The sequence below is a fragment of the Paraburkholderia kururiensis genome, from assembly GCF_034424375.1.
GTDB classification, from domain to species: Bacteria; Pseudomonadota; Gammaproteobacteria; order Burkholderiales; family Burkholderiaceae; genus Paraburkholderia; species Paraburkholderia kururiensis_A.
This window is the reverse complement of sequence record NZ_CP139965.1, coordinates 573,425-598,115: the sequence shown is the minus strand read 5'-3', so window position 1 is coordinate 598,115 and position 24,691 is coordinate 573,425. Positions and strand designations below refer to the sequence as shown.

Annotated in this window: 18 protein-coding genes and 1 pseudogene; 15 read left to right on the top strand and 4 right to left on the bottom strand. The window is 63.1% G+C overall.

Annotated features, from left to right (window positions below; genetic code table 11):
• Nucleotides 1-258 precede the first annotated feature (258 nt).
• The gene (locus U0042_RS02715) at nt 259-2,172 is read left to right on the top strand and encodes an alpha/beta fold hydrolase (protein WP_114809746.1); all 1,914 of its coding nucleotides are present in this window, start codon (nt 259-261) and stop codon (nt 2,170-2,172) included.
• 66 nt (nt 2,173-2,238) lie between these two features.
• On the opposite strand, the gene U0042_RS02710 is transcribed toward U0042_RS02715, so the two are convergent.
• The gene (locus U0042_RS02710; protein WP_157977785.1) at nt 2,239-2,910 is read right to left on the bottom strand and encodes a phosphatase PAP2 family protein; all 672 of its coding nucleotides are present in this window, start codon (nt 2,908-2,910) and stop codon (nt 2,239-2,241) included.
• Nucleotides 2,911-3,683: 773 nt separating this feature from the next.
• On the opposite strand from U0042_RS02710, the gene U0042_RS02705 reads away from it, so the two are divergent.
• The 4 genes from U0042_RS02705 to U0042_RS02690 all read left to right on the top strand — a co-directional run bounded on the left by U0042_RS02705 (nt 3,684) and on the right by U0042_RS02690 (nt 9,250).
• Nucleotides 3,684-4,496, top strand: coding sequence for a Crp/Fnr family transcriptional regulator (locus U0042_RS02705; RefSeq protein WP_114810063.1), 813 nt, complete (start codon nt 3,684-3,686; stop codon nt 4,494-4,496).
• 159 nt (nt 4,497-4,655) lie between these two features.
• Nucleotides 4,656-5,819, top strand: a complete 1,164-nt coding sequence (locus U0042_RS02700; protein WP_198665237.1) for a polysaccharide biosynthesis/export family protein — start codon at nt 4,656-4,658, stop codon at nt 5,817-5,819.
• Between the two features lie 76 nt (nt 5,820-5,895).
• Nucleotides 5,896-8,202, top strand: a complete 2,307-nt coding sequence (locus tag U0042_RS02695) for a polysaccharide biosynthesis tyrosine autokinase (protein ID WP_232833266.1) — start codon at nt 5,896-5,898, stop codon at nt 8,200-8,202.
• A 43-nt stretch (nt 8,203-8,245) separates the two neighbouring features.
• The gene (locus U0042_RS02690) at nt 8,246-9,250 is read left to right on the top strand and encodes an acyltransferase family protein (protein WP_157977784.1); all 1,005 of its coding nucleotides are present in this window, start codon (nt 8,246-8,248) and stop codon (nt 9,248-9,250) included.
• Between the two features lie 53 nt (nt 9,251-9,303).
• Here U0042_RS02690 and U0042_RS02685 read toward each other — a convergent pair whose 3' ends face one another.
• Nucleotides 9,304-9,594, bottom strand: a complete 291-nt coding sequence (locus U0042_RS02685; protein WP_327205028.1) for a hypothetical protein — start codon at nt 9,592-9,594, stop codon at nt 9,304-9,306.
• Between the two features lie 432 nt (nt 9,595-10,026).
• Between U0042_RS02685 and U0042_RS02680 the strand changes: the two genes are divergently transcribed.
• From U0042_RS02680 to wbaP, 8 genes and pseudogenes are all read left to right on the top strand, one after another.
• Entirely contained in the window at nt 10,027-11,514 is a 1,488-nt protein-coding gene (locus tag U0042_RS02680) for a lipopolysaccharide biosynthesis protein (protein ID WP_114809741.1), read from the top strand.
• A gap of 10 nt (nt 11,515-11,524) precedes the next feature.
• Nucleotides 11,525-12,517: a glycosyltransferase family 2 protein gene (locus U0042_RS02675; RefSeq protein ID WP_114809740.1), complete on the top strand. Its 993-nt coding sequence runs from the start codon at nt 11,525-11,527 to the stop codon at nt 12,515-12,517.
• Nucleotides 12,514-13,158 (top strand): acyltransferase, encoded by a 645-nt coding sequence (locus U0042_RS02670; protein WP_114809739.1) that lies wholly within the window; start codon nt 12,514-12,516, stop codon nt 13,156-13,158. Before U0042_RS02675 ends, U0042_RS02670 begins: the two co-directional genes overlap by 4 nt.
• Complete coding sequence (locus U0042_RS02665) at nt 13,155-14,306, top strand: NAD-dependent epimerase/dehydratase family protein (protein WP_114809738.1); 1,152 nt, start codon at nt 13,155-13,157, stop codon at nt 14,304-14,306. Before U0042_RS02670 ends, U0042_RS02665 begins: the two co-directional genes overlap by 4 nt.
• 18 nt (nt 14,307-14,324) lie before the next feature.
• Nucleotides 14,325-15,263 (top strand): glycosyltransferase family 2 protein, encoded by a 939-nt coding sequence (locus U0042_RS02660; protein ID WP_114809737.1) that lies wholly within the window; start codon nt 14,325-14,327, stop codon nt 15,261-15,263.
• Complete coding sequence (rfbA, locus tag U0042_RS02655; RefSeq protein ID WP_114809736.1) at nt 15,260-16,162, top strand: glucose-1-phosphate thymidylyltransferase RfbA; 903 nt, start codon at nt 15,260-15,262, stop codon at nt 16,160-16,162. Before U0042_RS02660 ends, rfbA begins: the two co-directional genes overlap by 4 nt.
• A gap of 73 nt (nt 16,163-16,235) precedes the next feature.
• A pseudogene (locus tag U0042_RS02650) lies at nt 16,236-17,477 on the top strand (glycosyltransferase family 4 protein); the annotation flags it as partial.
• A gap of 214 nt (nt 17,478-17,691) precedes the next feature.
• Nucleotides 17,692-19,095: an undecaprenyl-phosphate galactose phosphotransferase WbaP gene (gene wbaP, locus U0042_RS02645; RefSeq protein ID WP_114809734.1), complete on the top strand. Its 1,404-nt coding sequence runs from the start codon at nt 17,692-17,694 to the stop codon at nt 19,093-19,095.
• Between the two features lie 90 nt (nt 19,096-19,185).
• On the opposite strand, the gene U0042_RS02640 is transcribed toward wbaP, so the two are convergent.
• Together U0042_RS02640 and U0042_RS02635 are read right to left on the bottom strand one after the other, a co-directional pair.
• On the bottom strand, nt 19,186-20,802 hold the full coding sequence (locus tag U0042_RS02640; RefSeq protein ID WP_232833265.1) for a cellulase family glycosylhydrolase: 1,617 nt from the start codon (nt 20,800-20,802) through the stop codon (nt 19,186-19,188).
• A 124-nt stretch (nt 20,803-20,926) separates the two neighbouring features.
• Nucleotides 20,927-22,135, bottom strand: a complete 1,209-nt coding sequence (locus U0042_RS02635; protein WP_114809732.1) for a hypothetical protein — start codon at nt 22,133-22,135, stop codon at nt 20,927-20,929.
• Nucleotides 22,136-22,493: 358 nt separating this feature from the next.
• Between U0042_RS02635 and U0042_RS02630 the strand changes: the two genes are divergently transcribed.
• Together U0042_RS02630 and rfbC are read left to right on the top strand one after the other, a co-directional pair.
• A complete protein-coding gene (locus U0042_RS02630) occupies nt 22,494-23,744 on the top strand; it encodes a glycosyltransferase family 4 protein (protein WP_114809731.1) in 1,251 nt (416 codons plus the stop codon).
• A gap of 26 nt (nt 23,745-23,770) precedes the next feature.
• Nucleotides 23,771-24,322, top strand: coding sequence for a dTDP-4-dehydrorhamnose 3,5-epimerase (rfbC, locus tag U0042_RS02625; RefSeq protein WP_114810061.1), 552 nt, complete (start codon nt 23,771-23,773; stop codon nt 24,320-24,322).
• Nucleotides 24,323-24,691 lie beyond the last annotated feature (369 nt).

Genomic DNA, 24,691 nt, shown 5'->3' with positions numbered 1-24,691 from the left:
GGGGCTCCATGCTGGCGAAGAATGCGCAATCACCATACGGCGCGAGGCGTTCGACCTCTGTACGGAAGCCAACTTACTGCCCGCCACGGCGTTGCAAGACCCCGAGGATGCAGCCAGCAGCGTGCCTGCCGGGCGCCGCAACGTAAGTGTGAAAACGCACCAACGCATGCATTTTCCTTACCCATACTGCAACGGCAGGGAGGGCTGATGGAGACATCAACGTGACGCCACGCGTCACCCACAACAGGAAAGAAAGACATGAGACCGGTCGTTTTCAACGGACACGCCGGCTGGCTGCACGACGCCGAGGGTGGCGAGGGCGTCGTGCTCTGCAACCCGGCGGGACACGAAGCGATGTGGCTGCATCAGGCGATACGGCATCTCGCCATTTACCTCGCGTCGCGTGGCGTGCCGGTGCTGCGCTTCGATTACCTCGGCACCGGCGATTCAGCGGATACAGGCGACTGGTTGCGCCCCGCTCAATGGGCGGCTGAAGCGGCAGATGCCGTGAACTATCTGAAGCGGGAAGCGGGGGTGGAACGCGTGTCGCTGGCCGGCTTCCGATTCGGCGCCACAGTGGCCGCGCTGGCTGCAATGCTTACCTCCGTGGAATCGCTCGTCATGCTGGCGCCCGTGGTGTCCATGCGTCTTTTCATGCGAGAAATGGGGGTGCTGCACCAGACGTGGCGCGAAAAGGCCCGTATTTCAAGCGCCGATGCATTGCCTCCGTCGGGCGCGCACGACATCTTCGGCCATCGCTTCAGCGAAGCGGGGCTTCAGGCGTTGCGCGACCTCGACCTGTGCAAGCTCGAAACGCCGCCTGTGCGGCGCGTGCTGATCGCGCACAGCGGCTTGCGCGACGGCAGCGCGAATCTCGCGGAGCACTGGAGCGCGCAGGGGCTCGACGTGACCTCCATTGGGTTCGACAACTATTTTCAGACGCTACAGCCGCCATGGCTCACGGAAACGCCGGATACCACGCTGCGCTCTATCGCGGACTGGTTCGCGAGGGACGCCGCGCCGCGCACGCAGCCAGCGCCCGCGCCGGGCAGCGTCCCGCCCGTACTCATGCTGCAAGGCGCGGTGGAATCGCCGCGACGTATCGGCGATGGACGCCTGTTCGGCGTGCTGTGCGAACCGGCCCCGCATCGCGGACCGCAAGGGCACGGCTCCGTGTTGCTGATCGCCAATACGGGCGCGACGCACCATGTGGGCGACGGCCGTTTTGGGGTCGAACTCGCGCGGCAGGTGGCGCAACTCGGGCACGCGTCGCTGCGCATCGACGCAGACGGTATCGGCGAGAGCCTCGGTGCCACGCACACGCGTGTGGCGGGCCAGACCGCGTATGGCGCCATCGCGGCCGATCTTTCGCATGCTGCGAACTGGCTCGTGGACCAGGGCTACGACCATGTCGTGGTGGTGGGCATCTGCGCGGGCGCGTATGCGGGCCTGCGTGCGGCCACGCTAAACCCGGCGGTGCGGGGGCTTGTGCTCGTGAACCCGGCGAGCTTCCTGCTGCCCGAAGACTGCACGATTCAAGGCGCCACGCAGCGCCCGCGAGGCTCGCCGCGCGCGCATCTGCGGTCCATGATTCGCGCCGCGAAGTGGAGCCAGGTGGTGCGCGGCGAAGTGCAACTGCGGCCCGTGCTGCGCACGATGTGGCGGCACGCGCTCGCCCAGGCACAGGCCGCGATCGCCACGGTCTCGCGCGACACGCTCTATACGAGCACGCCGAACCACCAGGTACGCACGATGTTCAAGCGGCTCGATGCCTCGGGCGTGCGTGTGCGCCTCGTGTTCAGCCTGGAAGACCACAGCCTTGACGAGTTCTATATGTACTTCGGTATCGGCGGGCGCAGCCTGCGGCGCATGCCGTACGTGAAGGCGCTCGTCTTTCCCGGCATGGACCACGAGGTGCTCAATCGCGGCGCCCGCGAGCACGTGCTGGCCGCCTGTCACGCGGTATTGAGCGAAGTGCCGGGCGCACTGGAAGCGGACGGCGCACACGGCGCGCTCTCCGGTTCGACAGCGGACCCCGCTGCGGGCGACTCTGCCACGGCCGCCGCGCTCGCCGCGCAAACCGCAGCGGTCACGGCCGCTGCGAGCCACGAAGCACTGGACCTGAACGTGAGCATGAGTTCGAAGCTCTCCAGCTTCGGCAAGCAGGTCTGACTCTGTTAGAGAAGGGTGCGCGCGGCACCCTCTCGCTTTCCGCCTTGCTTTCCCCCTCGCTTTCCATTAGCGCGCTTCGTCGAACTGTGTCCTGCTCCACTGCGAGAGCTGCGGCGCCTTGTGGTCGATCCATATCGACACCGGCGCCACCTTGCCATGACAGATCACCACGAGCGCCAGTGCGAATGCGGTGAACGGCGTGGGGTCGCGCATCGTCGTGACGTCGCCCGTTGCCTCGCGCGCCTGACGCAGCATGATGGGCGCACACGTGGCCAACGATACGAGCGTGCCGATGGCCAGACCGCTCACCACCTCCGACGTGGAGTGAAATCCGATTAGTACGCGCGAGGCGCCAATTGCGATGGCGAACGCGAGACCCAGCCCGAAGAGACCCATGACCGTGCGCGGCGAATTGCGGCTCGCGAAGAGCGCGAGCAACGTGGGATACACCGCGCTCGAAAGCATGGTGTGTCCGCTGATCACCGTGAAGTCCAGTGCGGGCATCGCGATGCCCCAGCCGGCGTGAGCAATGCGGCTCGCGGCGACCGCGAGCACGCCCGCGCTGAAGCAGCACGCCCACGTGAAGAGCGGGCGCCAGAAGCGCTGCGCGGCGAACCAGGCGAGCACGAGCGCCGCGAGCGGCACGGTGAGAAACGGGTCGCCGAAGTTCGTGAGGTAGAGCAGGAGGTGCAGGATGAAGTGCATGACAGCGTCCGTGTTGTCGTTGTCAGGGGCCACGCGTTCTTGCTGTGCGGCACGGGACGATTGCCGCAACGCGTAAGCCGGTCGAGCCGAACATGTACCACACTGACAAGCAATGCGACGTGCGGTTTCCCACATCAGTAATTTCGTTATTCCTCGGCTTTCATTGTTCTTTTAAAGCGGTAATACTGACGCAAAGCGAAAGCATGGCGAGAGTATTTAAGGTTATCTTAAGAAATGCACTGTCGTGTCATTCGTGATTTTCAATAAGCGAATTACCGTGTGAATTAATAGGAAAAGGCCGATCGTGCAAAAGCCAATATGCGCCATATCGCTTTCATTTAGCTTTTAACGTTTCAGCGATGAGACAGTTCCGGCCACCGGATAGAAGGCCGCCAGCCGTGTTTCGGCGGTTCGGACCGGCCCGGCGCCCCTCGCGCCATTCCGTGATTCCCCTAATGGCGGGGCATTCCACCTGCATGAATGCAATGCAACAAAATGTAGCGATTTGTATCCGATACTCCATATCCGTCTTTTCGCCTCCGGATGGTTCATATGTGAGACAGTCGGGCGATGCCATGTAGAAGGCGATTCGCGCCGTCAGAAAAAAAACGTTCGTAAACAGCGCATTGATTCACATGGCATGCAACTGGCTTTGGGAATGCCGGCAAAACGGAGGATGGTGTCCAGACGCCCCGATGCACCAGCAGATCGCCTGGTGCACTGCGGTAACTGAGGTGTAAGCCAGCCTGTCATTTTCACCCTACGCATGCCCACGAGGCGTGTGGCCAGACCCAGTGGAAACGATCATGCCCGACTTGATGACCCAGCAACTCGAGAACCACCTGCTCAGTGCGCTACCCGAGGCCGAGTTCGATGCGCTCTCGCCTCACCTGCAATTGCGGCGGCTGCAAGCCGGCCAATTGCTGTCGGATTCCGGCGAGCCTGTAAAACAGGTGTATTTCCCCGCCACCGCCATTATTTCCATGATCTTTTTGATGGCCGACGGCGCTACTGCCGAAGTGGCCGCAGTGGGAAATGAAGGCGTCGTGGGCGTGCCCGCACTCATGGGCGGATTCGCCATGCCCACGCGTATCGAAGTGCGCAGCGCGGGGTACGCGTACGTCATGAGTGCGCAGGCGTTCAAGCGCGAATTCGAACGCCACGGCCTCATTCACCGGCTGATGCTGCTGTACATCCAGGCGTTGCTCACGCAGATCGCGCAAAGCTCGCTGTGCAACCGGCATCACCACATCATGCGTCAGGTGTCCAGCTGGCTGCTGCTCACGCAGGACCGGCTCAAGACGAACGAACTCGACGTGACGCAGCAACTGATTGCCACCATGCTCGGCGTACGCAGGGAGGGCGTAACCGAAGCCGCCGGCAAGCTCCACGACGCGGGTCTCATCTGCCAGCGCCGTGGTCATATCACCATCCTCGACCGCGACGGGCTCGAAGAGCAGGCCTGCGAATGTTACGGCATCGTCAAGCGCGAATTCGAGCGGCTCCTTAGCGCTGCTGAAGAAGAAAAGAACAGAAGCATCGGCTCCCGAGAATCAATGGCGTTGCCGTCGCGCCCGCGTCTCGACCTTGGCCGGCTGGCCCAGGCCGCGCAATGCTGAGTGCGGGCGCGCGGCGCCTCGCGCATCGGGCTTCGTTCGAAGCGCGCGCCTGACGCCGGCAACTTCCCATTCGAACGTGGACTTTCGATGCCGGCAGTGGCCGGTAGCGGAGAGCATTTCGTCGGGACTGGAGCGCCCGGCGATTACCGGAAGAGCGACATGAGCAGAAAAAACAGGATCATTGCCTGCCTCGTGAGTGGGGCAGTAGCGGGTTGTTCCGCCGTGCCCGGGCCGTACCTCGACCCTTCGCGCATGCAGAAAGAACCCGAAGCGAGCACGGAAAAGCCCGTCTATACCGTGCATATGATCGACGCAGGCGTCATTGCGCAGCAGATCAAGTTCGACGAAAGCAATACGCAGGCACTTCCACAAGAGGTGGCGAGACAGGGAGATTACCGGGTGGGCGCGGGCGACGTGCTCAACATCATCGTATGGGGGCACCCCGAACTCACGGTGAACGGCGGCGCGACGGCGGCCACGCCGGGCAACGTGACGGACCCGAACGCGCTGAACGGCCCCAACGGCGCCGGCAATCCGGGCGCGCTGGTGGACCCCAACGGCGAGCGCGTTTCAGCGGATGGCGCGATTTATTTTCCGACCGTGGGCCGCGTTCACGTGGCCGGCATGACGGCTGCGGAAATTGCGTCCACGCTGCGTACGCGGCTTGCGAGTTACGCGGTGAAGCCGCAGCTCGACGTGCGCGTGGCGCAGTTCCGCAGCCAGCAGGTGCAATTGGCGGGCGATCTGAAGAATCCGGGCACCATGCCCATCACCGACGTCAAGATGACGGTGGTGGACGCCATCGCTCGCGCCGGCGGCGCGCAGCCCGATGCCGACCTGCAGCGCGTGCAACTGACGCGCGACGGCAAGACCTACACGCTCGACGTGCAGCGCACGCTGGATCGCGGCGACGTATCGCAGAACGTCGTGCTGCGTGCAGGCGACATTCTGTACGTGCCCGATCACAACGCGAGCCGCGTGTTCGTGCTGGGCGAAGTGACGAAGCCGCAAACGCTCTTCATGAACAGGGGCAAGCTCACGCTCGCCGATGCGATTGCGGACGTGAACAGCATCGACTCGCGCTCGGCGCAGCCACGGCAGGTGCTCGTGATCCGACGCACGCCGGGCGATCCGCGCAAGCCGACCATCTACCAGCTCGACATGACTCAGGTGGACGCAATTCTGCTTTCCACCGAGTTCGAGCTCCAACCGCTCGACGTGGTGTACGTGGGCACGGCGGAAGTCGCACGCTTCAACCGTCTGCTGGAACAGCTGCTGCCGACCATGACGAGTCTGTACCTCATTTATTCGGTGGGCAAATGAGCCACGAGATCAGTCGTTTTTGCAAAGCCTTTGCAAATCTGTACCAACCATCCTGCTTTCTTGAGGGGTGACAAACGTGAATACGTCCAGTATCGACGCAAGACATCTGGGAGGACCAGGTCCGCACGACAGCTCGCCTGACGTGCGTGAAGTACTCCGCCTGCTCTCCGACCACTTGTGGACGGTGATCGCCATCGCTGCTGGAACGGTCGTTCTCGCCGCGGCCGTGGTGTTTCTGATGAAGCCCACCTACTCGGCGAACGTGCTGGTGCGCGTGGAGGCGCAGGACCCCAACGCGTTCGGCATCGCGCAGCAGGGCGAGATCGTGGTGGGGCAGAAGCCGCTCGCTACCGACGCGGAAATCGCGATGATGCAAAGCCGCCGCGTGCTCGAACCGGTGATGCGGCAGTTCGGGTACGAAGTGAGCGTGACGCCGCGCAAGGTGCCGGTGCTCGGCACCATCGCGGAAAAGCTCGCCTCGCCCGGCAAGCCGTCGCGTCCCTGGTTCGGGCTCGATGCGTTCGCTTGGGGAGGCGAACGCATTCACATCGAGTCCGTGCACGTGCCGTATACGCTCGAAAACAACCGGCTGCGGCTGCGCGTGCTCGAAAACGGCCGCTACGTGCTGCTCGATCCCGACGGCAATGCATTGCTCACTGGCTCCGCGGGCGCACCTGCTGCGGACGGCCCCGTTTCGATGCTCGTGACGCAGCTCGATGCACGGCCCGGCACGGAGTTCTACGTGACGCCGCTCAACGAGGTGAACGCGATCAAGCGCTTTTCGAAGGACCTCAAGGTCGTGGAGAAGGGCAAGGAAACGGGCGTGGTGCAGATCACGTTCGAAAGCAGCGATGCCGCTACGGCCGCGAACGTGGCCAACGCCATTGCGCAGGGGTACGTGGCTGCTACCGTGACGCAGCGTCGCTCGAACGACAGCAAGACGCTCGACTTCATCAACCAGGAACTGCCGCGGCTGCGGGATGAACTGAAGCAGGCCGAGGCGCGGCTGACCGACTACCGCGCGAAGGCGGGGTCACTGCAACCGACCGCGGAATCGCAGTCGTACCTGCAGGGCGGCATCGACTTCCAGCGGCAGATCGCGACGCTGCAACTGCAACGCACACAGTTGCTCCAGCACTTCCAGCCTGGCAGCCCGCCGGTGCAGAACATCGACCAGCAGCTTGCGCAGTTGAACGCGCAAAAGGCCCAGTTCGACGCGCGCTTCAACAGCATGCCGGAGTCCGAGCGCACGAGCGCGGACCTCACGCGTAGCGCGAAGGTGGCCGAATCGATCTACGTCGCGATGGTGAACAAGGCCGAGGAACTGACGGTACGCCGCGGCGCGACGACGGGCGATGTGCATATCGTGGATGGCGCAGTACGTCCCGCCGATCCGGTCTCGCCCGACGTACCGCTTGTGCTGGGCGCGAGCGGCGGCGTCGGCTTGATGCTCGGTTCGCTGTACGTGTTCACGCGGCGCCGTCTGTTTACGGGCGTGACGGACCCGCGTTTCGTGGAGCGCAGCATGAGCGTGCCCGTGTTCGGGTCGATCCTGTATAGCGCGCAGCAGGCGCGGCTGGATCGTTCGGCGTCCGCAGCGGGCGCGGGGGCCGTGGTGGCCGAGCCGGCCATGCCGTTGCTCGGCCCTGGCCGCGAGGGGCGTGCCGACCCGGTGGCGTGGCCGCCCGCGGCGCAGCGTCTGCTGGCGCGCAGCTTTCCGCAAGACCCTTCCGTCGAGGCACTGCGTGGTGTACGCACCGCGCTGCACCTCAACGTGCAGGAGACTTCGGACAACATGATCGTGGTGACGGGCCCCACGCCCGGTACGGGCAAGAGCTTTCTCGCCGCGAACCTCGCCGTGCTCGAAGCGGAAACGGCAAGACGTGTGCTGCTTGTGGACGCGGACATGCGCTGTGGCCGCATTGCGTCGCTGTTCGATCAGCCGAATGCGGACGGCCTCTCGGAACTGCTCGCGGGGCGTCTCAAGATCAATCAGGCGATACGTCAGACCGGCGTGCCGGGGCTTTCGCTGCTCTCGTGCGGCCGCTATCCGGGCAATCCGTCGGAGTTGCTGATGATGCCGCACTTCCGCAGCCTGCTCGAGGAGTTCAAGCAACGCTTCGATCTGGTGATCGTGGATACGCCGCCGCTGCTTGCGGTGAGCGATGCGGCCATCGTCTCGCATCGCGCGGGCAAGACGGTGCTCGTGCTGCGCTCGGGCACGCAGACCGAGGCCGAGATCGAAGAAACGGTGACGAAGCTGGAGCGCGCGGGCGCCTGGGTGGTGGGCGCGGTGTTCAACGCCGTGCCGTTACGGCGTAGCGAACGGCGCAGCTACAGCTACATGTCCGTCTATTCGAACCACAACCACGTGGCTGCATGAGCCCTTATATGAGCACCCTGCGTCGAACACGGAGAGCACCGGTTTGCTGAGAGACGACTTCGAGGACTACGCCCGCGGCATCGGCATTGTGCTCGTCGTATATGGGCATGTGCTGCGCGGCTTGATGAGCGCGGGCATCGTGCACGCGGACCAGTGGATCGCGCAGACCGACTACGCGATCTACACGTTTCACATGCCGCTCTTTTTCGTGCTGTCCGGGCTGCACGTGGAGCGCAGCCTGAAGCGCGGGCGCATCGGTTTTCTCGCACGCAAGGTAGAGACGGTGGTGTACCCGTATCTGCTCTGGTCGGTCCTGCAAGGGCTCGTGCAGTGGGCAGCGGCGGGCGACACGAATCATCCGTTCACGCTCGCGCAGCTCATGTCGATTCTGTGGGATCCGTTCGGGCAGTTCTGGTTTCTCTACGCGCTTTTTCTCTGCCAGGTATTCGTGTGCGTGACGGGCACGGCGCGCGTCGTGCTCGTGCCGTTCGCGATCGTCGCGTATGTGATCGGCAGCGTGCTGGACTACGGCATTTTCACGACGGCGCTCAAGTTCTTCCTGTTCTTCGCGGCCGGCATTCTGCTCGCGGGGCAGTTTCGCGATTGGGTCGCACGCGTGTCCGCGTTTGGCTGGATCGTGCTCGTGGCCGTCATGCTCTGGTTTGCCATCGGCTTCGCGCGCGACCTGGGCGATTACAACGGCATTGGCGCGTTGCCGGCCACCACGCTCGGCGTGCTGCTGGTGTGCCAGCTGGCGCTACGACTGAGCGAATCGGTACGGTTCGCCGCGCTCAAGCTGCTTGGGGTGGCGTCCATGCCCATCTATCTGGGCCACATTCTCGGGGCCTCGGGCGCGCGCATCGTGCTCATGCATTTGCATGTCGAGAATCTGTATGCGCATCTGGCGGCAGGCATGGCCGCAGGCATCGCATTTCCGCTCGCGCTCTATTTCTTCTCTGCACGTGTGCGGTTCGAAAAGCGCCTGGGGTTCCCCGCAGTGGGACCAGACGTCTTCGGCATGCGGCGTTCCGCGGGAGCGTTGAATTGAAGCGCACCGCCACCGTGGTGTTGCGCGTGCCGCGCGTTGCGCGCGGGCTCGAGCTAGCCGCGCGTACCGCCGCTGCTGCCGTAGCCGAAGACGCGCGCGAGCCAGCGGCCCGCGGCAAGCCAGGTGGGGGTCTTACGCTGAGAGCTGAGCGGCGTGCTGAGTGGCGTGCGATAGGGCAGACCCGGCACACCAGAGGTCTGTCGCCTTTCAGCGATTTCGTCGCGCGTGAGCATGCGTTCCGTGCGCTCGTCGGCGCGTCGGGCGGCCACGCACAGCGCCACGACCACGATGATCGCTAGAATCTGCAGCACGGCAAGGATGATGAGGAAGTGCATGGTGCTCACGGAGAAATCGCTGCAAGCCGGGGCAGCACGGTAGCGGCTGCATGGTCCGCAACGGAATCGACAGCGCAAGTTTGCCACGACCGCATGGCACGCCGGTTCGTCGAACAGCGGCAGATTCGCGGTGCAATTCGACGCGTGGCGCAAAGCGGAAACATTTGCCGGTCGCTTTCCTCGGCGCATGGCGCGAAATACCGACGAATTGCTGCCGCGAGTATACGCCCGGCGCCTTGCCGTTTGCATGCATGCCACGTGCGCGGAGCGAAGTTTGCATCGCCCGCGCAAAGCCTTGCTGCAAGCCGCCGTAAGACCGATACGCGCCGGAGGGTGTGTTCGACTCCGTACATTACTCGGCATGTTCCCTCGTTACAGTGGTTCGGTAGATGCAGCGCAGCATTCCGTTTCGACCCACCTCCATCCTTCACGCCAATCACGATGCTCAAACGGAGTTTGATCGCCAACTATGCCGGGCAGGCCGTGACCGTCGCGCTCGGTCTCGTCATGGTGCCCACCTATGTTCGCCATCTCGGAGTGGAGGCGTATGGCCTGATCGCTTTCAATGCCGTGCTGCTCGCCTGGGTGCAGGTGCTCGACTTCGGTCTTTCGCCCACGCTCACGCGGGAGCTTGCGCGTATGCGCGACAGCGCGTCGAGAAAGGAAGCACGCCTGCTGTTGCAGTCGCTCGAAAAATTCGTAGCGGGTACGTGCACGATTCTGGTTCTCTGCTCGCTCGTTGCCGCGCCGTTCTTCGCGGCGGACTGGCTCAACGCGAAGGCGCTCCCCGCTGGCGAGATCAGGATCGCGTTCGTGCTGATGATGTTCACCGTCTCTGCGCGCTGGCTTTCGTCGCTGTACCGCGGCGGCATGGTGGGCATCAACCGGCAGGCCACGCTCAACGTCGTGGTGGTGACCTTCGCGATCATTCGGGCCGTGCTCGTGGTGGCGGTGATATCGGTCTGGCCGCGCGTCGAAGTGTTCTTTCTGTGGCAACTGGGCGCGTTCGTGGGCGAGAGCCTGACGATGCGTCTGCTGCTCGGTCGCGCCATCGACGCACCGCTCCTCACGCGTACCTTCTCGCGCGCCGTGCTGATGGCGCGGGCGAAGCTATCGCTTTCCATCGCTTTTTCCGCGCTCGTGTGGGCCACGTCCACGCAGATCGACAAGGTGATTCTTTCGAAGATCCTGCCGCTTTCCGCGTTCGGCGTTTTCAGCATGGCCACGCTGCTGGCAAGCGGCATTCTGTTGATGGCGAGTCCCATCGAGCAGGCGTTCATTCCACGCTTCACCGCAGATAGCGCGAGCGAAAAGGCCGAGGTGGCGCCGGGCTACTTTCTCGCGAGCGAAATCATGATGATCGCCGTCATTCCGGTGGCCACCATCTTCGCGTGCATGCCGGACCTCGTGATGAAACTGTGGTCGGCCAGTGCGCCTTCCACGCCCGAAGCGTGGCGCGTGCTGCAATGCTATGCGGTGGGCAACGCGTGTTCGGCCATTGCGGGCTTGTCGTTTCTCGTGCAATACGCGGCCGGCAACCTGTCGCTGCACATCAAGGGCAACCTGCTGTTCATCTCGATTCTCGTGCCCGCGGTGTTGTTCGGTGCCGTTCATCTGGGTGCGCGCGGCGTGGGCTATGCGTGGCTCGCGGTCAATGTCTACCAGTTGCTGATTTGGGTGAGCATCGTGCACCGCAAGTTTCTGCCCGGTATCAACGTGGCCTGGTACAAGGGGCTCTTCACGCGCGTGGCGGTGGTGGGGCTGCTGGGCGTGGCGTTCCACTACGCGGACCTCTCGCAACAGCCGCGCATTGCGCTGTTCTTCCTGCTGCCCTGCATCTGGCTCTTGATGGTGGCCGCCGCGGTGGCCGTGTCGCCCATCTTGCAGCGCAAGGCCCGCGACCTGGCCGGACGCTTCGTGCTGAACTAAAAGGACCGCCATGAGCCCATCAGACGTCAAAACGCCCGAACAGCCGGTCATCTCGGTAGTAGTCCTATGCTACAACCTGGAGAAATATATCGGCGAATGCCTGGAGAGCGTGGTCTCGCAACAGATCGACGTGCCGTTCGAAGTGATCGTGAGCGACGACGGTTCGAGGGACGCATCCATGGCCGTCATCGAATCGTTCCAGGCGCGCTATCCGCAGCTCATCCGCATCGTGCGGCACGAGCACAACGTGGGCTACTCGCGTAATTTCGCCGACGCCATTGCGCCGGTGCGCGGCGAATACATCGCCTGCATCGACGGCGACGATCTCATGCTGCCCGGCAAGCTGGCGCGGCAGTACGAGTTTCTCGAAACGCAGCGCGAGTTCGGCATGGTCACGCACCGCATGCGTACGGTGAACGCGGTGACGAAAGAGCCCGTGGATTTCCCGTTGCCCCGCGCGAAGCCCGCAGTGTTCGACGGCGAATACATGATCGAGAACGGTCCGTTCTTCTTCACCAGTTCCACGATGTTCCGCACGGCGCTGCGCAAGCGTTACCCCGTAGACCTCGAGCTTGAAGTGGTGGCCGATGTCGCCAACCTGCTGCAGTCGTTCCACGGCACCCAGGCACGCTATCTGGACGAAGAACTCGGGTTGTATCGCGTGAACCCGAATGGCTTCACGTCCACGGTCATCCGCAACCCCGCGCGGCATGAAACCAGCATCCGCGACATGATGCGCACCTTCGACATGGCCGACGCCATGGGTATGGCGAAAGACGTGACCGACCGCGCACGGGCCAGGCTCTTCCTGCGCTCCGCCATTCTCTATCTGGAAAACGGCCACTACGAAGCATTCGAACGCTGCATCGAAACCAGCGTGAAGTTTGCGCGTGTGGGCGCGAAGCAGGAGGGCTTGCACGCGATGCGCCGCTGGCCGCGCACGCTGCGTCCGCTCTACACGTTCGCAAAACAGATGGCCGGCCGACAGCCGGTGCGCGCATGAGCGTGCTCACCGGCCCCATTGCGCGCTTCGGCGAACTGCGCTGGATAGACCGGATCAACGCGCTGCAACTCGCTTACTACCGCGCAAAAACGCAACTCTGGTACGCGCACGCCTTCGCAAAGGTGGGTAAAGGCAGCGCGATTTTCCGGCCGATGCTGCTCGCCAACGTGCATTACGCCTGGATAGGCGAACGCGTGCTGATCCGCCAGGGCGCGCGCATCGAGCTGATTCTGACCGACCCCGCCGCGCCGCCGAATCTCACCATCGGCAACGACGTGAACATCGAGCAGAACGTGCACATCGTCTGTGGGTCGTCCATCGAAATTCAGGACGACGTCACGATTACCGGCGGCTGCGCGATTGTGGACGTCGAGCATCCGTACGAGGACGTTCACGACCCGGTGCGCATCGGCTGCCGCGTGAGGACGCGCGGCAATCGCGTCGTGATCGGCACGGGCAGCTTTATCGGCTTCGGGTCGGTGATTTTGCCGAACGTGGCGATTGGACGACACGCGGTGGTGGGAAGCCATTCCGTAGTGACACGAGATGTGCCTGACTTCAGCGTGGTGGCCGGAAATCCGGCTCGCATCATCAAGCGCTTTAGCTGGCAAACGCGAACCTGGGAGCGAAGCGAATCATGAACGTACTCATTACCGGTGGTGCCGGATTCATTGGATCGCACCTTGCCAACAAGCTGGCGAAGCAGAACGCCAACGTCACGGTGCTCGACAACCTCTCGGAGCAGATTCACGGCGACGACCCGTATCGCAAGTCCGCGCTGTTTCTTTCGCTGGATCCGTCGGTGCGCTTCATCGAAGGGTCCGTTGCGGACAGGCACGCGCTCGAACGTGCGATGCAAGGCCAGGATGCCATCGTGCATCTCGCCGCGGAAACGGGCACCGGGCAGTCCATGTACGAAGTCAGTCACTACGTAGACGTGAATGTGGGGGGCTGCGGCCTCATGCTGGACATTCTCGTGAAGAACCGCGAGAACACGGTGAAGAAGGTGGTGGTGGCGTCGTCGCGTGCCATTTACGGCGAAGGTAAATATCGCTCGCCGGCGGTGGGCATCGTCTATCCCGGCGCGCGCCGCGAAGAAGACCTGCGCGAAGGGCGCTTCGATCATCTTTGCCCGGTATCCGGGGAGCCGCTGGAATGCCTGCCCACGGACGAGGATTCGAAGATTCATCCGTCTTCGGTGTACGGCATCACCAAGTACGACCAGGAACTGATGGTGATGACCGTGTGCCGTTCCATTGGCATTGGCGCGTCGGCCTTGCGTTATCAGAACGTGTATGGGCCGGGGCAGTCGCTCTCGAATCCCTACACCGGCATTCTTTCCATCTTCTCCACGCGCATCAAGAACGGCCACGAAGTGAGCGTGTTCGAAGACGGCCTGGAGAGTCGCGACTTCGTTTATATCGACGACGTGGTGGACGCCACACAGGCTGCGCTCGTTCGTAGCGAGGCGAACGACTACGTGTTCGGCATCGGCTCAGGAGAACGCACGCCCGTGATCGACGTGGCGCGCAAGTTGCGCGAGCTCTACAACAGCGACGTGCCCATCAAGGTGACGGGCGCGTTCCGGCTGGGCGACATTCGCCACAACTACGCCGACCTCACCCGCGCAAGCGAACGGCTGGGCTACGCACCGAAGGTGAATTTCGACGAAGGCATCAAGCGTTTCGCACAGTGGGTGGATGCGCAGGAAGTGCAGCCGGACCGCTACGAGCGCAGCATCGTGGAGATGCAGGCACGCGGCCTGTATCGCGCAAGCCGTGCGGCCTGAGCAGAGGAGCGCCGGAACATGAACATGGAGCCTACGAGGCGCCGCGTTGGCGTGGTCACCGTGCTGTATCAGTCGGACGATGTGCTGGAGGACTTCTTCGCGAGCCTCAAGGCACAGGAAGGCGTGGACATGACCCTCTACGTCATCGACAACAGCGCGAAAGACAGCGGCAGCGTGCTGGCCCGCAAGCTCGCGGCCGAAGCCGGCATCGACGCGCGCGTCCTGTTCAACAACGCGAACGTGGGCGTGGCGCGCGGCAACAACCAGGGCATTGCGATGGCGCTGGAAGACGATTGCGAGTACGTGCTGCTCGCCAACAACGACGTCGAGTTTCGCGACCCGCACACCATTGCGCGGCTGATCGAACCGATACGCGACGGCGCCGCGCTCGCTACGTTTCCGAAGATCACGTATCACGGCACCAATCGCATCTGGTGCGCGGGCGGACGCTTCTGGCCGCTGAAAGCCATCACCACGCATGTAGGCGACGGCGACGAAGATCATGGTCAGTTCGATCACACGTGCTTCTCCGAATATGCACCTACGTGCTTCATGGCGCTGCACGCGAGCGTATTTGCGCGCGTGGGCATGATGGACGAGCGCTATTTCGTCTACTACGACGACGCCGATTTCGTCTGGCGTATGAACCATTGCAGCATTCACCTGCTGTACGTACCGGCATCGCATGTGGCGCACAAGGTGAGCTTTTCCACGGGCGGCGATGAAACGCCGTTCAGCCTGTTCTATTGCACGCGCAACCGGCTCTACTTCAGCCGCAAGAATCTGCGGTTTCCGTCGTCTGTGGTGGCGCAGGCGTATTCCGTGCTCGCGATGCTCGTGAAGTGCCCGCGCTTCACCCCTGCGGGGCGGCGCAGCGTGCTGCGCGGCATTGGCGAAGGCATGCGCTTGCAGCAGGTGGCGGACGGCATGCCGGCAAACGCAAGGAGAGCGTTGTGAACCGAAAGGGAATCATTCTGGCGGGCGGCTCCGGCACCCGGCTTTATCCGATCACGCATGCCGTGTCCAAGCAGATGCTGCCCATCTACGACAAGCCGATGATCTATTACCCGCTTTCCACGCTGATGGTGGCGGGCATACGCGACGTGCTCGTGATCTCCACGCCGCGCGACGTGCCGTGCTTCCAGGCCCTGCTGGGCGACGGAAGCCAGTTCGGCATGAACATCCAATACGCGGAACAGCCCTCGCCCGACGGACTCGCGCAGGCGTTCGTGATTGGCCGCCGCTTCGTGGCGGGGAACCCTTCCGCGTTGATTCTCGGCGACAACATCTTCTATGGCCACGATCTCGTGAAGCAGCTGGAAAGCGCGAACCGTCGTACCGAAGGGGCCACCGTGTTCGCGTATCACGTGCAAGATCCGGAGCGCTACGGCGTGGTGGAGTTCGACGGGAACTTCAGGGCACGTTCGATCGAAGAAAAGCCCAAGGCACCCCGTTCGAATTACGCGGTAACCGGCCTCTATTTCTACGACCGCCACGTGTGCGACATCGCCGCGGACATTCGCCCTTCCGCGCGCGGCGAACTGGAAATCACCGACGTCAACATGCAGTACCTCGAACGCGAGCAGTTGCACGTGGAGATCATGGGACGCGGCTATGCGTGGTTCGACACCGGGACGCACGATTCGCTCACGGACGCGACCAGCTTCATCGCAACCTTGCAGAAGCGGCAAGGAATGATGATCGCGTGCCCCGAAGAGATCGCGTGGCGCAAGCGCTGGATCGATCGCGAGCAACTCGAACGGCTCGCACAACCGCTTTCGAAGAACGGCTACGGCACGTATCTGCTGAACCTGTTGCGCGATCAGGTGGCGTGGCCTTCCGCATCGGTTGCGTGAGGGCTCGGCCCTCTTTAATGCGGACGGGCTTCTGTGCGAATCCGAACCGAAGGGCAGTGATCGGGCCCATAGCATCGGCAGTGAAGACCCAGCGCGTGCGCCCTTGCGCGGCGCACGTTTCATGGAGGCTTATTTGATGAAGGTCGCGCTTGTTCACGACTGGCTGGTCACGTATGGCGGATCGGAGAAAGTGCTCGAGCAGATCATCGAGTGCTTTCCCGACGCGGACGTTTTCAGTCTCGTGGATTTCATGTCGGATCGTTCGTGCCTGCATGGGAAGAAGGCGACAACGTCGTTCGTGCAAAAGCTGCCTTTTGCGAAGCGTCATTACCGCAGCTATCTGCCGTTCTTTCCGCTGGCTATCGAGCAGTTCGACCTCTCCGGTTACGACCTCGTGATATCGAGCTCGCACGCCGTGGCGAAGGGCGTGCTCGTGGGCCCGGACCAGGTGCACATGAGCTACGTGCATTCGCCTATCCGCTACGCGTGGGACCTGCAGCACCAGTACTTGCAGGAGGCTCGGCTCACGAAGGGCCTGCGTTCGTGGCTCGCGCGCATCGTGCTGCACTACCTCAGAACATGGGATGCGCGCACGGCCAACGGCGTGGACCTGTTCGTCGTGAATTCGAGCTTCATTGCGCGGCGTGTGGAGCGCGTGTATCGGCGTGAGGCCGTCGTGGTGAATCCGCCCGTGGATATCGAGGCGTTCGAACCGCGTGCGCGCAAAGAGCCGTTTTATATAACCGTTTCGCGCATGGTGCCGTACAAGAAGATGGATCTCATCGTGGAGGCGTTCGCCTCCATGCCGCAGCGCAAGCTCGTGGTGATAGGCGACGGTCCGGACATGGAGAAAGTGCGGGCGAAGGCAGGACCGAACGTTGAAATTCTCGGGCACCAGCCTTTCGATGTGCTCAAGGACCATCTTCAGCGTGCGAGCGCATTCGTCTTCGCGGCCGAAGAAGACTTCGGCATTTCGGTGGTCGAAGCGCAGGCATGCGGTACGCCCGTGATCGCGTTCGGCCGCGGCGGCGCGCGTGAAACCGTGATCGACGAAAAGCACGCGCATCCCACAGGACTTTTCTTCGACGAGCAGAACGTGGACGCGATTCGCCGCGCCGTGGATCGCTTCGAGGCAAACCGCGAGCGCTTCACGCCTGCAAATTGCCGCGCAAACGCGGAGCGTTTTTCCAGGGCGGCGTTTCGAAACGGCTTGCTCGCCGCCGTGCTGGAAGCGAGCGAGTCGCGTAGTCATCTGCCGGCAGGCGAACGGATTCGCGCGGCACTGGCGCCCGCGATGCTGCACCGGCCCGCGCCGCTCGACCTAATGGATGCACCGATGCTCGCGGAGCCCACCTGAGCGCCGCGAAGATCGCAGCCGTTCGAGTGTGTGCCACGAAGCAGCGGTGTTCCGCGCTTGTCCCTGAGAACCAGAACTGCATGCAAGTAAAGCGAGGGAATTTCAAGTGAACTCAACCGTCAGCGTTGGCTATGCTTCAGCGCCCCGACAGCTTCTGCGCCCGTTTCCGTCCTTGACGAACAAGGCGGCGCTTGCCGCTTCGGACGTGTTGGGCTTCACTGTGGCGCTGCTCATTACCACCCACGTGCTCGGCTCGTTTTCCACCGAAGGGCAATCGAGCGTCTGGGCCTCCATGGCGAAGCACCCCGTGCTGATTTACATGGTGCTCGTAGGAACCGGTACCGCATGGTTCTGGCTGCGGCTGCGTCATTACACATGTCGTCGGCCGTTCTGGCGCGAGATCGAAGAGATTTTTCAGACGCTGCTCGTGCTCGCCGTCATTCACCTCGCGCTCACAACGCTCACGAAAGGCATGTTCTCGCGCGGCTGGTGGGCGCTGACATGGAGCGGCGCGTTCGTGCTGGTGCCGACATTCAGGGCGTTGACGAAACGCGCGCTGGATGCGGCGAATCTCTGGAAGCGCTCCACGCTCATCGTCGGTTGCGGAGAAAGCGCGCTCGAAGCGAAACAGGCGCTGACGAGCCAGCGTTTTCTGGGCGCTGACGTCGTGGCGTATATCGCACCCGACGGTCGCCCCACGGCGAAGGCTCGCGTGGATGCGCCGGTGTTGCACGGCATGACGCCTGCCACGTTTCGCATGCTGCCGGGCACGCAGGTGGTGATCGCACTGGAGCAGGAAGAAGAGGCGTTGCGTAATGCGTGGGTGCGCGGCCTCACGCAGAACGGCGTACGCGACGTAACGGTGATGACGTCGATGCGCGGCGTGCCGCTCTGCAACACCGACATCTCGTACTTCTTCGGCCACGAAGTGATGATGCTGCGTGTGCAGAACAACCTGGAGCGCTTCTCCGCGAAGGTGCTCAAGCGCATGTTCGACGTGCTGGCCGGCGGCTTCCTCATGCTCATGCTGCTGCCCATCTTTCTGCTGCTGGCGGCGCTGGTTGCGAAGGACGGCGGCTCGCCGTTCTATGGGCACACGCGCATTGGCCAGAACGGACGCCGCTTCAAGTGCTACAAATTCCGCTCCATGGTGCGCGATGCGGACAAGGTGCTGAAGGACCTGCTGGATCGCGACCCGGTTGCGCGTGCCGAGTGGGAGAAGGACTTCAAGCTCAAGAACGACGTGCGCGTCACGCCTGTGGGTGCGCTGCTGCGCAAGACGAGTCTCGACGAATTGCCTCAGCTGTGGAATGTATTGCGCGGCGACATGAGCCTTGTCGGCCCGCGCCCGGTGGTGGAGAAGGAAATTGCGCGCTACGGCGACGAGGCTGCCTACTATCTGCTGGCGAAGCCGGGCATGACGGGTCTTTGGCAAGTGAGCGGACGTAACGACACGGACTACGCACGCCGCGTGTTTCTCGATGCCTGGTACGTGCGCAACTGGTCGCTCTGGTATGACATCGCGATTCTGTTCAAGACGGTGGGCGTGGTGTTGCGGCGCGACGGCGCGTATTGAACGACAACGGCAGGTGGGCGGGCCTCGTTGCTCTCGAAGGAGCAACGAGGCCGCGTGCGTTGGCAGAGCCGTGTCGCCGCTCTCGTTCGCTTACTGTTGCGATGGGGTCTTTACGGCAGGAGCGGAAATCAGATAACGCGGCAACGGTCCCACGCGCCAGGTGAAGGCTTCGTCGGATACGGTCACGGTTCTTTGCGCCCCTTGCCAGTCGCGCTCCACATAGGATCCCGGCGGCAGTTTCAACGACACGGTGCGTTCGTCCGTGCCTACCGTCCACCCCGCAATAATTGAATCGCCGCCTTGCGTGCCGTAACGATAGGCCTTCGCGTCGTCGGTATCGACGAGTGCCGATTGCCAGCGACGGTTGCCCAATGTCGTGGCCAGCACAGAGGTGGCCACGAACGCGGGCTTCGGCGAAAGATCGTGATGCAGCAGCCCGAAGTTGTGCTCGAAGTTGTTCGGGTCGGTGCCGTCGTCGATGAAGTCATACCAGAACAGCACGCGCACGGCATCGTAGCGGCGCGAGAGCAGGTAGCTGCGCGCGATGTTGGCGGCCTGGCTCGTTTCGTCCTGACCCGGCACCTTCGGATTGACGGGCCAACCCAGCTCGGTTATCCAGATTTGTAGCGGGCGCCCGTCGGCCTTCATGTTGTCTGCGGCGAACCGCTTGAGGTACGGCCACGTGGAGGGAATGCTGACTGAGGGAATAGGCGCGCCTTGCGCCGCGTAGCCCTTTTCGGGCGTGTTCGGCGTCATGTACGGATGCACGCTGAAGCCGTCCTGGTCGTTGAGGCCGCCGCGTTTCATGAGCGCCACCATGCAATCGGCACCCGGGCCGCCGCCCGAACCGCCCCCGCCGCACGAAATCACGCTGGCGTTGGGGCTGATCTGCTTGATTGCGCTGTACGCGTCCTTCAGCAACGCGAGGTAATGGTCGTAGCCGATGCGGTTGAAGTCCGGTTCATTCCATATCTCCCAGTGCGTGATGGTTTTGCCGTAATGGCGTACCACGGCGTCCACGTAGCGCACGAACAGGGCGCGTGCCTGCGCTGTCATGGGGAAGGTGGAGCCCTTGAAGAGATCGGGATACGCGCCGGCGTTGCCGTAATCCAGCACGCCGAGCACAGACAGCCCGAATTGCGATGCCTGCGCGACGTAGTCGTCGTAGCGCGCCGGGAATACGAAGCGGCCCGGCTTCTTTTCAATTTCCTGCCAGTAGAGTTCGTCGCGAATCCACGAAAAACCCGCCTGTTTGACGAGCGGCAGCACCACCTGGGGCGAGCCCTGCCCCTGAACGAAATGCGTGACCACGCCGAAATCGGGTGGGCCTACGCCATCGCGCGGCGTCACGACAGCCACGGTGACCGATGTGCGCCCGGATGCTTCGCCATCCTGAGCAACGAGTTCGGCGTCCACGCGATATAGGCCGGGGCCTGGCGGTGTGATGTTCACCTGCACCGTCTTGCCTTGTGCCGCTGCACCGACCGTCGTGCGAAACGAAGCCGCGGGCTTCGTCGATAGCCGGCCTTCGTCGTCGTAGGGGAACAGCGTGAGCCGCAGCGTCGAACCGGGCGATTCGACTGCGCCCGTCTGGAACTGCAATGCCACGGTTTTTCCCGGTGCGGAGATCAACGCATCGGGACGATTCGCGGCACGAAGCTCGGCCGCGCTCATGCCCGGCATGCCGGCAAGCGCGAGCGCCAACACGGACGCACGCAGCGCAAAGGCACAACGAACACGGACGCGGGCACGCGGGGCAGACTTTTTCTTCGGCATGGTGCGGACTGCACGGTGCAAAGCCGTGCGGGTTGCAATGGTCGAGTCGAGGCCGCTAGCGGAACGCGTGTCCCGGCGGCGGCGCGGCGGGTACGGGCTTGAGGCGGCCCAGCAACCGCATGCGTTGCGGCACGGGCATGCGGGCCCGCGCGTCGGCAAGCCAGACGGAGAAGCGCGGCCAGTAGCAGATCAGATACGCGAGCGGCACGAACGACGTCACCATCGTCGGCCCCAACGTGGCCGTGATGAGCAGACCCATGAGCATCACGAAGCCGTCGCTCGCGGTGAAGCCGAGCACGCCCAGCAGGATCAGCGCGGGAATGAGCCCCATGTCGATGATGAGGCCTGGAATGCTCGCGAACGTCACCTCGTCGACGTAGTAGACCGCGCGGTTCATGTGCACGTAGGGCAGATAGCCGTAGTCGTTGAGCAACTGCTGCGTGGACACGCCCTTGATGATGTCCGAAAAGCGCGCATCGAGCAGGAAGGGGTATCCGCCCATGCGGTGTGCGAACGTGGGCACGCCGAAGAAGCCATGCGCTCTCATGTAGAGCCCTATCGCGCCCATCGTCACAGTGAAGATGGCAATGGCCACAAGCGGGTGGATTGCACGCAGCTGCCGGCGCGCAACGTAAAGCACGGCGAAGATGGCCAGCACGGCCGATGCCTTGGACAGGCTGATGAAAAGGCCGATCCAGTAGAGCGTCATCACGAACTTGCTGGTCTTGTCGCGCTGCATGAGATACAGCACGAACGACGCGGCAAGCAGCGACGAAAAGAAACCTGCCTCGCGCGAGAAGCCGCAGACACGCGCGAAATAGAGAATCTCGTAGAAATTCGTGTTGGTCTGCGTGGCGGAGTCGCCCCAGAGCATCTTCGACACTTCGTCGGGACCCAACTGCACGGCGAGGCTGTAGTCCGCGTAGTAGGCGATGAACTGCACGATGGCGAAGAGCACATTGATGCCCATCCAGAGGTGCAGGTAGTCGATCTTGCGCGCGTACGTATACATCAGATAACCCACGCAGATCGCAATGGAGATCACGCGTGCCGCCGCCATGGGGCTGCTGATCAGGCACGCCGCCACGGCGATGGTGAGCGGCAGCGCCCAGCGCCGCACGGTGGCCAGCGCAAACGAGGCAAAGCCGGGGTCGAGCAGCGGCAGCATGACGTACAGATAGATCGTCACGCCTTTCACCTGCGGATTGAAGATCACGCAGGTGAAGAACATATAGAACAGCATCGAAATGGTGCGGGCGTACATCGGGCTCTCCGGCATCGTGGGCCGCGTTCTGCGCCGCCGCGGTCCCGCATGCGCGCGTGGATGCGGGCAGGTGCGGCTTCCGGCGGCGCTGGCCGTCCGTTGAAAGTGCCAGGTTATGCGACGCCCGAAGGCTGCTCAGTTCGGAACCGTACTTAGCGGCGGGCGCGTTGATGGCAGACACGGAAAGCACGGCGATGCCGCGAAGACGGGCAAGCAGCGGCGCAAAAACAATTTCGCGCCACCTGGAGCTAAGTGCGAAATCGTACTGAGCGGCCCCCTTGCCTGATCGCCTAATGCAATCGTGCGCCGCATCATTGCGCCTCGCTTGACCGCAATCCACGCTATGGAGCAGTGCCTGATGAAACCGATCACGATGTCGGCCAAAGCCGCCACCGCGACCGCACAAGTCCCCCTCGCGGGCGCCGCAGACCAACCTCATGTGCGTGAGCTGGCTGGCGGCAGGTTCGCGATAAACGGAAAGTTCGCCTCGCAGCGCATGACGGGCGTGCAGCGCGTGGGCTATGAAATGGCGATTGCGCTCGTGCGGTCGGTGCCGAACGGTGCCGACCTGCCGCTCTTCGTCCCGGCCGATGCGCGCGCCGACGTGGCGTGGCCCGCGGCCGCATCCGTGAGTTCGCCGCGAGGCTTCGCCGCGCGCTGGATGAAGCGCATTTTCAGGGGCGCACTGTGGGAGCAACTGGTGCTGCCGTTTGCATCGGGCGGTCGCACGCTGCTGAGCTTCTGCAACATCGGCCCGCTGCTCGCACGCCGCCAGGTGCTCATGGTGCACGACGTGGCGGTCTACGACCTGCCCGAAAACTACTCGTGGAAGTATCGGCTCTGGTATCGCGTGGCGTATGCCGTTCTGACGCGGACCGCGAAGCACATCGTCACCGTGTCCGAATTTTCGAAGCAGCGCATCATGGCGCGCCTCGGTATCGACGCAAGCCGTATCTCGGTTGTGCGCAACGGCGTGGACCACTTCCATCGCGTCGTGCCGGACGCGCGCATTCTTGCACGGCTCGGCCTGAGGGAAGACCGTTACGTGCTCATTGTGGGCAGCCTTTCCGTGGGAAAGAACCTCGCACGCGTGCTGGCCGCCGTCGAGCAATTGAGCGAGCGCGATCACGACTGGCAGTTCGTGGTGGCGGGCGGTTGCGATCTGCGTGTATTCAATGGCAAGGCGAAAGCGGGCTTGCGGCCGTCGGATCACGTGATTGCTGCGGGATTTGTTTCGGATGGCGAATTGAAAGCGTTGTACGAGCACGCAGCCTGCTTCGTGTTTCCTTCTCTCTATGAGGGGTTCGGCCTGCCGCCGCTCGAAGCGATGTCGTGCGGCTGCCCGGTGATCGCGTCCCGGGAGGCGTCGCTACCCGAAGTGTGCGGCGACGCCGCCATGTACTGCGATGCGCGTTCGGTGGAAGACATCGCGCGAAAGATCGCGCAGATGATGAGCGACAAGGCGCTGCGCGACACGTGGCGTGCGCGCGGACGCGAGCACGCGAAGCATTTCCGGTGGGATGCCGCCGCGCGCGAGCTGCTCGATGTGCTGGAGCGCGAAGCGGGCGTGCAGGGCCGCCGCGACCGCGCCGCGCGCGGGAGGATTTGAAACTCGTCTATACGGAGCAGGCCGAGATGGCTATTGAGGTGAAGGAGACAGCAATTGCGGAGGTCAAAATAATCGAGCCGACCGTGTTCAGCGACAGTCGTGGGCATTTCTTCGAGAGCTTCAACGCGCGCGAATTCGAAGAGAACGTGGCGCGAGGACACGTGTTCGTGCAGGACAACCATTCGCGTTCCACGCGCGGCGTGCTGCGTGGGCTGCACTATCAGATCCAGCGGCCCCAGGGCAAGCTCGTGCGCGTGATGGTGGGCGAAGTGTTCGATGTCGCCGTGGACTTGCGGCTCAGTTCACCGAGCTTCGGCAAGTGGGTAGGCACGCGGCTCAGTGCGAAGAACTATCGGCAGTTATGGGTGCCGCCGGGATTCGCGCACGGCTTCATCGTGCTGTCGCCGTCTGCCGAGTTGCTCTACAAGACGACGGACTTCTGGTTCCCCGAGTACGAGCGCAGCCTGCTATGGTCGGACCCTGAAGTGGGCATCGATTGGCCCAATGGTGCCGAACCGGTGCTGTCGCCGAAGGACGCGTCCGGCAAGCTGCTTTACGAGGCGGAGTGTTTCGCCTGAAAGCGCTTCTATGTGGGCAAGGCGGGCGGGCGCAGCCATCGCCCGCTTCCGTCTAACCCGCCAGGTATTCGATGGCACTGACCACGAAGGTATAGGCGCTGATGCAACCGCCCAACGTGAAAGCGCCGCGCACGAAGTCGTTCATGAAAGCCTCCAGACAAGGTGTGGAGGCGCCATTAGAGCCGAATCAAAATAAAAATGAAAGTAAATCGAAAGAAAAATGTTGGGGTGTGGGTCGGCTTCACCGTGCTCGCTGCCGCCTTGGCAGCCACGTGTCGGAAAACGGAATGCGTTGGACTCAGGCACGGTTAGCTGGACTCGAAAGCACGGAATTGACTGGAGTGCCGGGAAGACGGGGGAATCTCTGTG

Excerpts from the sequence above, each read along its gene's own strand:
- U0042_RS02715 (WP_114809746.1), top strand. The coding sequence starts at position 259 with ATGAGACCGGTCGTTTTCAACGGACACGCCGGCTGGCTGCACGACGCC.
- U0042_RS02705 (WP_114810063.1), top strand. The coding sequence starts at position 3,684 with ATGCCCGACTTGATGACCCAGCAACTCGAGAACCACCTGCTCAGTGCG.
- U0042_RS02700 (WP_198665237.1), top strand. The coding sequence starts at position 4,656 with ATGAGCAGAAAAAACAGGATCATTGCCTGCCTCGTGAGTGGGGCAGTA.
- U0042_RS02680 (WP_114809741.1), top strand. The coding sequence starts at position 10,027 with ATGCTCAAACGGAGTTTGATCGCCAACTATGCCGGGCAGGCCGTGACC.
- U0042_RS02675 (WP_114809740.1), top strand. The coding sequence starts at position 11,525 with ATGAGCCCATCAGACGTCAAAACGCCCGAACAGCCGGTCATCTCGGTA.
- U0042_RS02670 (WP_114809739.1), top strand. The coding sequence starts at position 12,514 with ATGAGCGTGCTCACCGGCCCCATTGCGCGCTTCGGCGAACTGCGCTGG.
- U0042_RS02665 (WP_114809738.1), top strand. The coding sequence starts at position 13,155 with ATGAACGTACTCATTACCGGTGGTGCCGGATTCATTGGATCGCACCTT.
- U0042_RS02660 (WP_114809737.1), top strand. The coding sequence starts at position 14,325 with ATGAACATGGAGCCTACGAGGCGCCGCGTTGGCGTGGTCACCGTGCTG.
- U0042_RS02635 (WP_114809732.1), bottom strand. The coding sequence starts at position 22,135 with ATGTACGCCCGCACCATTTCGATGCTGTTCTATATGTTCTTCACCTGC.
- U0042_RS02630 (WP_114809731.1), top strand. The coding sequence starts at position 22,494 with ATGAAACCGATCACGATGTCGGCCAAAGCCGCCACCGCGACCGCACAA.
- rfbC (WP_114810061.1), top strand. The coding sequence starts at position 23,771 with ATGGCTATTGAGGTGAAGGAGACAGCAATTGCGGAGGTCAAAATAATC.